The 11162-nt window shown below is 72.0% G+C and carries 13 protein-coding genes; 4 read left to right on the top strand and 9 right to left on the bottom strand.

What is annotated here, in order from left to right:
• The 3 genes from E7Z54_RS08120 to E7Z54_RS08110 all read right to left on the bottom strand — a co-directional run.
• On the bottom strand, window positions 1-1315 hold a 1315-nt coding region (locus E7Z54_RS08120; protein WP_136432679.1), incomplete at its 3' end, for a S1 family peptidase.
• 201 nt (window positions 1316-1516) lie between these two features.
• Window positions 1517-2152, bottom strand: a complete 636-nt coding sequence (locus tag E7Z54_RS08115; RefSeq protein ID WP_136432677.1) for an SHOCT domain-containing protein — start codon at window positions 2150-2152, stop codon at window positions 1517-1519.
• A 44-nt stretch (window positions 2153-2196) separates the two neighbouring features.
• Window positions 2197-3396 carry an ATP-binding protein gene (locus E7Z54_RS08110; RefSeq protein WP_136432675.1) on the bottom strand — a complete coding sequence of 400 codons (1200 nt, stop codon included), beginning with the start codon at window positions 3394-3396 and terminating at the stop codon, window positions 2197-2199.
• 82 nt (window positions 3397-3478) lie between these two features.
• Here E7Z54_RS08110 and E7Z54_RS08105 point away from each other — a divergent pair, with 82 nt between their 5' ends.
• The 3 genes from E7Z54_RS08105 to E7Z54_RS08095 are packed head-to-tail and all read left to right on the top strand — an operon-like array spanning window position 3479 to window position 4965.
• Complete coding sequence (locus E7Z54_RS08105; RefSeq protein WP_136432673.1) at window positions 3479-3685, top strand: hypothetical protein; 207 nt, start codon at window positions 3479-3481, stop codon at window positions 3683-3685.
• A 36-nt stretch (window positions 3686-3721) separates the two neighbouring features.
• Window positions 3722-4600 (top strand): Fpg/Nei family DNA glycosylase, encoded by an 879-nt coding sequence (locus E7Z54_RS08100; protein WP_136432671.1) that lies wholly within the window; start codon window positions 3722-3724, stop codon window positions 4598-4600.
• A gap of 23 nt (window positions 4601-4623) precedes the next feature.
• Window positions 4624-4965 (top strand): rhodanese-like domain-containing protein, encoded by a 342-nt coding sequence (locus tag E7Z54_RS08095; RefSeq protein WP_136432669.1) that lies wholly within the window; start codon window positions 4624-4626, stop codon window positions 4963-4965.
• An 81-nt stretch (window positions 4966-5046) separates the two neighbouring features.
• On the opposite strand, the gene E7Z54_RS08090 is transcribed toward E7Z54_RS08095, so the two are convergent.
• Window positions 5047-5469: a hypothetical protein gene (locus E7Z54_RS08090; RefSeq protein WP_136432667.1), complete on the bottom strand. Its 423-nt coding sequence runs from the start codon at window positions 5467-5469 to the stop codon at window positions 5047-5049.
• 225 nt (window positions 5470-5694) lie between these two features.
• Window positions 5695-6423 (bottom strand): leucyl/phenylalanyl-tRNA--protein transferase, encoded by a 729-nt coding sequence (gene aat, locus E7Z54_RS08085; protein ID WP_240769581.1) that lies wholly within the window; start codon window positions 6421-6423, stop codon window positions 5695-5697.
• Window positions 6424-6472: 49 nt separating this feature from the next.
• Here aat and E7Z54_RS08080 point away from each other — a divergent pair, with 49 nt between their 5' ends.
• The gene (locus E7Z54_RS08080; protein WP_136432665.1) at window positions 6473-7168 is read left to right on the top strand and encodes an EcsC family protein; all 696 of its coding nucleotides are present in this window, start codon (window positions 6473-6475) and stop codon (window positions 7166-7168) included.
• Here the strand turns inward: E7Z54_RS08080 and E7Z54_RS08075 are convergent.
• The 4 genes from E7Z54_RS08075 to E7Z54_RS08060 form a co-directional block, all read right to left on the bottom strand.
• The gene (locus E7Z54_RS08075) at window positions 7129-8367 is read right to left on the bottom strand and encodes a hypothetical protein (RefSeq protein ID WP_136432663.1); all 1239 of its coding nucleotides are present in this window, start codon (window positions 8365-8367) and stop codon (window positions 7129-7131) included. The genes E7Z54_RS08080 and E7Z54_RS08075 overlap by 40 nt on opposite strands.
• Window positions 8364-9554: a hypothetical protein gene (locus E7Z54_RS08070; RefSeq protein WP_136432661.1), complete on the bottom strand. Its 1191-nt coding sequence runs from the start codon at window positions 9552-9554 to the stop codon at window positions 8364-8366. Before E7Z54_RS08070 ends, E7Z54_RS08075 begins: the two co-directional genes overlap by 4 nt.
• 18 nt (window positions 9555-9572) lie before the next feature.
• Window positions 9573-10520, bottom strand: a complete 948-nt coding sequence (locus tag E7Z54_RS08065; RefSeq protein WP_136432659.1) for a hydroxymethylglutaryl-CoA lyase — start codon at window positions 10518-10520, stop codon at window positions 9573-9575.
• 167 nt (window positions 10521-10687) lie between these two features.
• The coding region (locus tag E7Z54_RS08060; RefSeq protein WP_346763535.1) for an acetyl-CoA carboxylase biotin carboxyl carrier protein subunit at window positions 10688-11162 on the bottom strand (475 nt) is incomplete at its 5' end.

Genomic DNA, 11162 nt, shown 5'->3' with positions numbered 1-11162 from the left:
CGGCTCCCGGGGCCGCGGGCGCCCAGGCCTGCTGCTGCCCCGCGCCGTACGCCGCGGCCGGAGCGCCGTACGGGTATCCGCCGTACGGGCTGACCGGTCGGCGCCCGGCCGCCTGCCGGCGATGCACGGCGACCGCCGTGATCGCGATGACCACCAGGAGCAGCACCGTGACGCCCACGACGACGAGCACGGCGACCGTCGACGACTCTCTGTCCCGTGCCGGTGGCTCGGCAGCCGGGAGCTGCTCGGCAAGCGCGAGCTGGTCGGCCGCGAGGTCGTTGCCGGGTTGCGCGTGCACGACCTCGCTGAGGGCGGGGACAGCCGTCTCCCGGTCACCGTCGTGCAGAGCGGCGATGCCCTCGCGGTAGGTGCTGGTCAGCTCGGAGGTGGACGCCTCGACGCCGGCCGCGGCCAGGAGCTCCTCGATGCGCGCGATGGGCGAGGCATAGGTGAGGTCGGTTCCGTCGAAGCCGGCGCTGATCACGCCGATCACCTCGCCGTCGGCGTTCACCGTCGGTCCGCCGCTGACTCCGCCCTCGAGGTTCTGGCTGAGCTGGTGGACAGGAAGGAGGCCGCCGCCGACCGTCTTCTGCGAGCTGATGCTTCCGGGCTGGAAGGTCGGCACGAGGTCGTGGTCGGTGTAGCTCTCGATGATGCCTGGGTAGCCCACGCTCGTGATCGGGTCGCCGATCTGCGGGTCCTCGCTCGAGAGGGGCAACGCATGGAGGTCGGACGCCTCGACCTTGACCAGGGCACCATCCCCGTGGTCGAACGTCTGCCAGTCGATCACCCTCGCCGGGAGGTCCTGCTCCGCCTCGCCACCCGTCACCGCGGCCGGAAGAGTGACGTGGACCGCGCGATGGACCCGGTTGCGGCGCGCCTCGTCGTTGCGATCGAAGATGTAGAGGGTCACATCCGAGCGAGCGTCCTCGAACGTGACGCCGGCGCTGTAGTAGTTGTCCAGCGCCCAGTCGGTGGCGACGTCGCGGACATGCTCCCGGCCGATCCCGGGGTCGACGCAGTGGCCGGCCGTGGCGATCCAGCCGTCGGGGTTCACGACGAATCCGGTGCAGGTGACGGTCACCGAGAACGCCTCGTCGTCGATGAGCTCCTGGTTGTAGTCGCTCCAGGCGTAGGCGGTGTAGGTGATGGTCTCGTACACGACGCCGGACTGGGTCAGCGCAGCGACCTTTGCCGCGTCGTTCCCCGGCGAGGCGGTCTCGTCGGCATGGGCCGGGACCGCGAGCAGCGGTGGGATGGCGAGCGGCAGGGTGGCGGCCGCGGCGGCTGCGAACCGGCGGATCGTGCTGGTCATGGGGAGCTCCTCGGGGTTCAGAGGCGCCGGCGGCGCCGATGACCACGAGTCTCGAAGGGTTGCTCCCACCGGCGCGTCGGGCGCATGACACCCGCTGTGTCGGGATGACGACACACGCTTCGCGCGGGTCCCCGACGTCCTCAGGCGGACCGAGGCACCTCCGCACGCAGCCTCGGCGGAGCTGTCGGCTGCGCCGGCGCCTCAGACCTCGTCGAGGATCCTGGCCCGCGCGGCGTCGTACTCCTCACGGCTGACCAGGTCCTGGCGGAGCAGGTCGTCGAGCTCGGCGAGACGCTCCGCGGCACTGCGGGTATCGCCCGACGGCGCCGCAGCCGGGGTGACCGTGCGTGCCGACGACCAATCGATCTCCCACTCCTTCGACTCGGGGTCGACGAGGACGGGCAGGTCGCCGGCGTAGAGCAGCGGAAGCCGGATCTCGGGCACGACGACCTTGCGCTCCGCGTCGAAGGGCGTGAGGTCGTTGCCGTGGATCCGCAGCCGGAGCGCGACCACCGGCTGGTCGTTGATCCTCACGCCGGTCTGGTCGAAGGACAGGACCTGCCCGTGCGCGGGGCGGCCCCGCAGGCGGAGCCGGTAGAGCTTCTGCTGTGACCGGTAGCGGCCGGTCCCGATCAGGACGCCGAGCACGATGTCCAACGCGGTGATGACGATGCCGGACGGCAGCAGCCAGCCGTTGCCTTCGTCGCCCCCGGCCACCAAACCCATGACCAGGAAGATCGGCCCGACGACGCCGCACACCAGCGCGAACAGCGTCACCGGCACGACGCTGCGGAGGAGGGACGGCGGGCGCGGGACGTCCCGAGAGGCGATCGTCACCACAGCAGCGTAGAACGCATTCAGGCCGGGGACACCCGAATCGCTCAGCTCTGTGACCGCAGGTATCGCCCGAAGTGCGGCACCGTGAACGCGATCCGACCGCGCTCGCCGGAGAAGATCAGCCCCTTCTTGAGCAGCGAGTCGCGTGCCGGTGAGAGCGACTGCGGCTTCTTCCCCAGTACGACGGCCACGTCCGACGTCGCCACCGACCCGACCGGGTCCTCGTCGTCGGCCATCGCCGCCGCATCGGCCATCGCTCGCAGGTAGTCCCGCTCCGCCGGGGTGGCCCGCTCGTAGCGCGATCCGAAGAACCCGACGGCCAGCTCGCGCTCGGCTTCCGGCGCCGCCACGGCGACGTCGTCGGCCGTGATCGGCGAGCGGGGCGCGAGGTCCCACACCGACCGGCCGTAGGCCTGGATGAAGTAGGGGTAGCCCCGGGTGGCGTCGTACATCGTGTCGAGCGCCTCGGGGGTGAACTCCGCCTCCTCCTCCGCCGCGGGCGCCACCAGCGCGCGGTCGGCGGCGTCGCGGGCCAGCCGGTCGATCCGCTGGTAGGAGAACAGGCGCTCCGAGTAGGACTTGCTGGCCGACAGCACCGCCGGCAGGTGCGGCAGGCCGGCGCCCACGACGATCACCGGCAGCCCGTTCTGGCTGAGCTCGTGGCAGGCCGCGCAGAGCGCGGAGACGTCGGCAGGGCCGAGGTCCTGCATCTCGTCGACGAACACCCCGACGCCCTTGCCGACGTCGGCGGCGAGACCACCGACATCGGTGAGCAGCTCGACCAGGTCGATCTCGATGTCGCCGGAGTCGGCGCGCCCGCGGACCGCCGGAGCGTCGATGCCCGGGCTCCATCGCTCGCGCAGCTTGGCGTCGGCCCCCGCGTCGCGCTGGGCGAAGGACCGAATCACGCCGAGCACGTGGTCGGCTTCCTCCGGCTCGGGATGGCCCAGCTCGCGCACGGCCTGGTGGAGGGCCGAGGACAGCGGCCGCCGCAGCGACTGGTCGGGCCGGGCCTCGAGCTTGCCGGTGCCCCAGCCCTTGCGGACGGCAGCCGATCGGAGCGCGTTGAGCAGCACCGTCTTGCCGACCCCGCGCAGCCCGGTGAGCACCAGCGACCGCTCCGGACGGCCGCGGGCGACCCGCTCCAGGACGACGTCGAAGGCGGCGAGCTGCTCGTCGCGACCGGCCAGCTCGGGCGGTCGCTGTCCCGCGCCGGGGGCGTACGGGTTGCGGATCGGGTCCATGATCCGACGCTATCCACCTCTCTAGTGTTCGCCTTAGATTGTCCTAGCGTGTCGGATCGTCACATTCGGGCACCGCAGGTGCATGGACGCCCTGACGTACGCATGGACCGTGTCACTGCTCGTGACCGCGTGCACGCTGCCGATCGGCATCATCCGCACGCTCGCCTACCGGTCCGGGCAGATCGACCACACGCCGACGATGCGCACCGTCGCGATCTTCGCGATGTCGCTGGGGCTCCTCGGACTGCTCTGCTTCGCAGCGCTCAGCGCGGCCATGCTGCTGCGCTGACCGACCGCCGTCGCGCCGCCGACTACTGTTTGTCCCGTGCCGGAGCTGCCCGAGGTCGAGGCGCTGGCCCTGGACCTGCGGGGCCGGCTGGCCGGCCGTGCGATCACCAAGGTCCACGTCGCCGCGTTCAGCGCCCTGAAGACCTACGACCCACCCCTGTCCGCGATCGAGGGCACGTTGGTCGACGACGTCGGACGACACGGGAAGTTCCTCGACGTCGAGGCCAGCGGCCTCCACCTCGTGCTCCACCTCGCGCGTGCGGGCTGGGTGCGATGGAAGGACGAGGTGCCGGCCATCCCGCCGCGGCCGAGCACCAAGTCGACCCTCGCCGTACGCGTGGTGCTCGACGAGCAGGACGGCGTCTCCCCGGGGCTCGACATCACCGAGGCCGGCACCAAGAAGTCCCTCGCGCTCTACCTCGTCCGGGACCCGATGGACGTCCCCGGGATCGCGTCCCTGGGGCCTGACCCCCTGACCGAGGACTTCACCCCGGAGCGGCTGGCCGGGATCCTCCGGGCCGCGGGGCGCAAGCAGCTCAAGGGGGTGCTGCGCCACCAGGGCACGATCGCGGGGATCGGCAACGCCTACTCCGACGAGATCCTGCACGCCGCGCGGATGTCTCCGTTCAAGCCGGCGGACAGCGTGACCGACGCGGACCTGGCGACGCTCCACGCCGCGATCAGGGACACCATCGGCGCGGCCGTCGACCGCTCCCGTGGCCTGGCCGCGAGCGAGCTGAAGAAGGAGAAGAAGTCCCACCTCGCCGTGCACGGCCGGACCGGCGAGGCCTGTCCGGTGTGCGGCGACACGGTCCGGGAGGTCTCCTTCGCCGACTCCAGCCTGCAGTACTGCCCCACCTGCCAGACCGGCGGCAAGCCGCTCGCCGACCGGCGGCTCTCGAAGCTCCTGAAATAGGCTCCTGGAATGAGGAGGAACGAATGACGATCCCCACCGTCGAGATCGACGGCGTGCCCGACCCACTGCCCGCCGGCCTCGTGGTCCTCGACGTGCGCGAGGTCGACGAGTGGGCGGCCGGCCACATCGAGGGCGCGGTGCACATCCCGCTCGGGGAGCTGCCCGCGCGCCTCGGCGAGTTCGTCGAGCTCGAGGCACCGCAGACGCTGATCGTGTGCAAGGCCGGCGGCCGCTCCGCCCGTGCCGTGGCCTACCTGGCCCAGCAGGGGTACGACGTGGTGAACCTCGCCGACGGGATGATCGGGTGGGAGCGAGCCGGCCGGGCCATGGTCGCGGACACCGGCCAGCCCCCCACCGTGATCTGAGTCCCGCGCCCTTGACTGGCGCGACGTCGTGGCGACCGCCGACGGGATGCTCAGGTGGGCGCGGACCCGGTCAGCCGTCGATCAGCCGCCGAGCTCCTCGGCGCACTCCGTGACCGCCCATTCGGAGAACTTGTCGACGTTCTTGTCGTCCTCCTCGGACACGCCGGGGACCTCGTCGGACTCGAACGCCTTCTTGGCCTCGTCGTAGTCCAGGTCGGCGATCGTGTCGACGAGGACCTCGAAGCCCTTGCGCTCGTCTTCTCCGATGTTCTCGGGCGTGCCGGTCTCACCGAGCTCCGCGAACTTCTCCTGCGAGTTCTCCCACTGCTCCTCGGTGGGCTCCGCGCCCTCCTCGCTCTGGAACGAGGTGAAGGCGCCCTCGACGTCCTTGCAGAAGTCCTCCTTCGACGCGTCGGTCGGGTAGCTGCTGCCACACGCCGTCAGCGAGAGGCCGAGGAGGACAGCGGTGCCGGCAGCGGCCAGCGGGCGCTTGATCGGGGACATGCGATTTCCTTTCCTAGGGCGTCAGGCGCGGGAGGGCGCCCGACGGATCGGGCGCGGCCCGAGCCGGCAACCCGCTGTCGTCTTCCCCGTCGGGCTCGGACTATGCGTGTCCGGCCACCACGGAGGGTTGGACCTGATCGTGCTGGCAGGTCGACGACTCGTCCTCGGCTGGCGGCGTCGACCTTCCTTTCGAGAGGGATGGAGGAACCCGAGGACTCCAGCAGGCTAGTGCGAGAACATCGCCGGCTGCCGGACTTTGAGCAACGCCTCCAGCTCCGCGAGGTACGACGCCCGGCTGATCTGACGCACCCCGAGGCGGGCCAGGTGGGGAGTGGCCCACTGCACGTCGACCAGGCGCCGGCCCGCGGCGCCCTCCGGGTCGGCGCGCAGACCCTCGACCAGGCCGAGCAGGGCGACCTTGGACGCGTCGGTCGCCCGATGGAACATCGACTCGCCGGCGAACAGGCCGCCGACCGCCACGCCGTAGAGGCCGCCGACGAGGCGATCGTCGCGCCACGTCTCGACCGAGTGCGCCCAGCCGAGCCGGTGAAGCGCGCCGTACGCATTTTTGATCCGGCCGTCGATCCAGCCGTGCGGCCTGCGCGGATCCGCGCAGGCCTCGACCACCTCGGCGAAGGCGGTGTCGACCCGGATCTCGAAGTCGCGTGCCGACCGACGCAGGGACCGGGACACATGGAGCTCGTCGAGCCGCAGGACGCCCCGCCAGGCGGGGCTCCACCATCCGACCGAGCGACCCTCGGGCATCGGGAACAGCCCGGCGCGGTAGCCCGCGAGGAGCGTGCCCGGGTCGAGGTCGGCGCCGACCGCCACGAGGTCGCTCGCGTCATGGGTGCCCTCGTCGTCGTACTCCTCGCCGTCACCGACGGTCGGGAGCTCGGCGAGCTCCTCCCGGGTCGGGAGGGCCCATGGCGTGGGTGGCGGCTCGATGGGCACGACGTGACTGTAAGGCAGTCGGCGTGCTCCCACGGCCTACGATTCAGGCATGGCTTCGATCAGGAAGGGCCTGGCTGTCGAAGCGGCCCGTCAGCTCGCACCCAAGGTCACCCAGATGGCGCCCGGGCTGACGCAGTCCTTCGTGCGGGAGGCGCTGCACCGGGCGATCGCGGGCGTGGGGCCGCTCCCGCCGGCCGCGGAGGCCGCCGAGACGCAGCTCCGGGAGCAGCACGGGAACGTCGACAAGGCCGCCCGGGAGCTGATCCAGAACCATGTCGCCTACGCCGGCGCCGAAGGGCTGGTCACCAACCTCGGGGGCCTGGTCACCGCGGCGGTCGTCGCCCCCGCCAACATCGCAGGCCTGGCGCTCATCCAGTGCCGGATGGTCGCGGGCATCGCGCACCTGCGGGGGTACGACCTCGACGACCCGCGCGTGCGCAACGCGATCCTGGTGACCATCCTCGGTGACGACGTGGTCGTGAAGATGCTGAGGCGGCACCAGCTGCCCGCCCCGCCGATGGCGATCGCCACGGCGCCGCAGCACGACCCCAACCTCGACGGCACGGTCTCGACGGTGCTCGCCGGCGAGCTCATCGGCCGGGTGATCGGCAAGCGACTCGCGACGACGCTCGGCAAGCGGGTCCCCCTGGTCGGCGGGGCCGTCGGTGCCGTGGCCGACGGCTGGAGCACCTGGCGGGTCGGCCGCTACGCCGACCGGGAGTTCCTGCCCCGCGCCATCCGGTAGACGCCGAGCGCCTTACGGCCCGTGTCGTTGGACTCGAGCCGTCGCACGGTCCACTCCATCGAACGCATCAGGCGTGGCGTTCGCGCGCGGATGATCTCCCGCCTCGCGTCCTCGAGCTCGAGCCTGAGCCGCTCGTTCTCCGCCTGCCGATGGGCGGCCTCGAGCAGCAGCGCCTTGATCGCGTCGATCGCGGCGTTGTTGACCTGCCGCGGCGGCGGCCGGTCCGGGTCGACGAACGGGCCGGTCGGCCGCGGGGCGCCGCGGAGGTCCTCGAGGTCGCCGATGACGTCGTACTTCTTCTCGGTCAGCTCCGCGATCCAGGAGCCGGTCAGCTCGCGGACCCACGGGTAGAGGTCCGGCGGCAAGCCCAGCCGGGGCGATCCCGTGCGCTTCGAGAAAGTGCGGTGCGCCAGCAGCTCGCGGACCAGCGGGCGGTAGTGAGCCGGCGAAAGGTCGCGGGCCGCGGCTCGGTTGATCCGCCGGATCAGCGCGGACTCCGGCACACCGAGGCTCGGGTTGCTGCGCTCCGTGCCGAGGTCCAGGTCGAGGTCGTCGAGGCCGAAGGCGAGGCTGAAGCGCCGCCAGAGCTCGTCCTTCGGGCCGTCGGCTGGGGGGACCGTCACGAGGTGGATCCGCTCAGGTGGAATGTCGGCCCCCCACCGGGCGAGGATGTCGGGGATCTCCTGGACGCCCCAGAACCACGCGCCGACGCGGTGGCTGCGCTCGGGGTCCCGGATCAGCTCCAGGAAGCGGGCGTAGCGGAACGCGGCGCGGTGCTTGACGTTCTCCTGCCACTCGGCAGGGATCTGCCGGACCAGGTCGCGCACCGACAAGATCAGGTGCACCTCGGTGCCGCCGTCGCTGGTGTCGCCGCCTGGCTGGTGCCCGAGCGACTCCAGGGCTCGGGCGACCTGGGTGCGCGAGGCCGTCGCGAGGATCTCGTGGCTGATGATCGAGGTGCCGTCGTGGTCGCGGATCCGCTGGGCGAGCAGGTCCCACGCACCGACCGCATCCTGCTCGAGGCCGCCCCAGCGCAGCCGCATCAGGTCGAGCGCGGCGAGGAACTGGGCGTCGAACCGGTCCGCCGGATAGCTGATGCCGTGCTTGAGCAGCTGCGCTCGGTTGCGGAACAGCACGTCCTGGAGGTAGGACGTGCCGGTCTTGGGTGTCCCGACGTGCAGGAGGACCCGTCGACTCACGATCCCTCCTCTGTCGTCGGCCCCGCGGCCGGGCGCGGTGTCATCGGGTCGAGGAGCAGCCCGACGGCGAGAGCCAGCACCTCGGCGTCGTCCGGAAGCACCGCATCGTCCACGAGCGGTCCGGGGAGCAGCCGGTCGAGATCGCCGAGGACAGGATAGCCAGCGGCCGCGATCTCGTGATGGATCCGTTCGGCCTGCGTGCGCAGCCAGGTGTCCCAGCGGCGCGGGATGGTGAGGCTCGGTCCGCCCCGCCCGTCGAGCCGCCGGGCGAGAGTGGCTCGGAGCAGGGCAGGACGCTGCTCGGTCGGCACCAGCAGGCCGAGCGGCTCGCCGACACGGCGCACCAGGTCGACCGCGTGGGCACCCAGTCGCGGAGGCGCTGCCAGCGCACGGACGCCCAGGCGATCCGCCAGCTGGGACGGGTCGAGGACCACGGTGACCCGGCCGGCGCCGTACCTCCTCGCCGCGGAGCGGGCCATCCGGGCGAGGTCGGCGCGCGGCGGCAGGTGGCCGGCCTGCGCGAAGCCCTCGAGGAACGCGGGCCAGCGCTGGCCGCCCTGGTCGAAGGCACGCGCCGTCCAGGCGTGTGCGATCACAGAGGCGAGGTCGTCGGCGAGGAGGTACGCCATCGGCTGGCGGCCCCCCGGTCGGTGCCCGCGGGCCACGAGGTCATCGACGCAGGGCTCGACCAGCCACTGGGAGCCCACGATCACGTAGGACGGCACCCACGGGCGGCGGACCGCACGGACCCTCTCGATCAGGCTCCGGTCGGGCTCCGCCCCGACCCCTGTCGCTGCGACGTCATCGGCGATCAGCCCGGCTGCGACCCGGAGCAGCTCCTCGTCGGGGAGAGTGCCCGGATCGACCGGACGCGGCCCGAACCGCTGGTCCGGGTCGGCGCCGATGAGGCCGAGGTCGCCACGACCCCTGCCGGAGACGCCGGCGGCGAGGATCCGGTCGGCGAGCCGGACGGGCACCTCCCGACCGGCTCGCGAAGCGGCGAGGTTGAGCCGGCGGAGCAGCTCGAGCTGCTGGGCCCCGGGAAGCCGCGGCCGGAACGCCTCACCGGTTCCCGACCACTCGTGCCACGGCGTCGTCGCGCCCTCCCGCAGCGCCGCCGCCCAGGCCCAGGCACGACGTTGGCCTTCGCCGGTCACCCGGTCCAGCGCAGCGTCATTGGGAGGCATGGGGCAACGGTAGCCCTGTCACTCCCCTGCTCCGCCGAGTGCCCGGACCACTGCGGACGGACTGGGCCGCCCGAGCTCCCCGGCCATCCAGGTGCTGGTGGCGACGACGGCGTCCAGGTCCACCCCGTGCTCGATCCCGAGGCCGGTCAGGAACCACACCAGGTCCTCGGTCGCGAGGTTGCCGGTGGCGCTGCGGGCATAGGGGCAGCCGCCGAGACCGCCGGCCGAGGCGTCGTACGTCGTGACGCCCGCCTGCAGGCCCGCGTGCACGTTGGTGAGTGCCTGGCCATAGGTGTCGTGGAAGTGCAGAGCCAGCCGACCCGGCTCCACGCCCGCCTCGCCGAAGGCCGCGACCAGCGCCTTGACGTGGCCCGCCGTCGCGACACCGATGGTGTCGCCCAGGCTGAGCTGGCCGACGCCCAGCTCGAGCAGCCGCTTCCCGACGGCGACGACCTGCCGGACGGGCACCGCACCCTCCCACGGGTCCCCGAAGCACATCGAGACGTAGCCGCGGACGTCCACGCCAGCGTCGAGGGCCTGCGCGACGGTGGGCTCGAACATGTCGAACTGGGAGTCCAAGGTGCGGTTGAGGTTCTTCGCCGCGAACGTCTCCGTGGCCGAGGCGAACACGGCGACGTGACGAAGCCCGAGGTCGAGGGCGCGCTCGAGCCCACGGGCGTTGGGTACCAGGACCGGCAGCTCCCTGGCGCGCTCGCCCAGGTCCGCACTGAGACCGGTCATCAACGCCTCGGCGTCCGCCAGCTGCGGCACCCACTTCGGGTGCACGAAGCTGGTCGCCTCGACGATCGGCAGCCCCGCCCCGAGGAGACGCTTCACGAACGCCGACTTCACCTCGACGTCGACGACCGCCTTCTCGTTCTGCAGCCCGTCACGTGGCCCGACCTCGTAGATGGTGACCTCGGTCGGAAGCCCCTCCTCCGGAACCACCATGGGCAGGGGAGTCATCTGGTCACCTCGCGAAATGGGAGTTGTGGTGCGCCGAAATGGGACTTCTGGGAGGTCGAGTTGGGACTTGTTGTGTGTCCGATCGGGAGTTTCGAGTACGACGCCACTGAACTGCCGATTCGGCGACCGGAAGGCCCCAACTCGCGGGCATGGAGGTCCCAACTCGGTCATGCGGAGTCCTGTGCCGCGACGGCGAACAGCGGGGCGCCGAGCGGGACCTGCTGGCCGGCGGTCGCCGTGACGCTGGTGACGACGCCGTCGTGGGGCGCCTTCAACGCCAGCTCCATCTTCATCGCCTCGACCACGCCCAGCACGGTGCCCTCGGTGACCTCCTCGCCGATCGCCACCCTCACGTCGAGGACGGTGCCGGGCATCGGGGCGACCACGGTGCCGTCACCGGCGGCGACGCCCTGGTCCGCGCCGACATCGGGGCGGGCGAAGACGTAGCGCTGGCCGCGGTAGGCGATCTCGACGCCGTGCGCGTCGGCCAGGCTGGTCGGGACCTCGCGCGGTGGCCTTCCCAGGACGACCGGCTCGTCCAGCTCCACGACGACGGGCGCGGGCGGCCCTCCGACGCGGAAGCCGTCGTACGCCATCGGGCCGGAGGCCGCGGCCTGCGCCCGATGCCAGGCCCACGCGGCC

The sequence above is a fragment of the Nocardioides sp. genome, assembly GCF_004803405.1.
Classification (GTDB): domain Bacteria; phylum Actinomycetota; class Actinomycetes; order Propionibacteriales; family Nocardioidaceae; genus Nocardioides; species Nocardioides vastitatis.
This window is presented reverse-complemented; position numbering and strand designations above follow the sequence as displayed.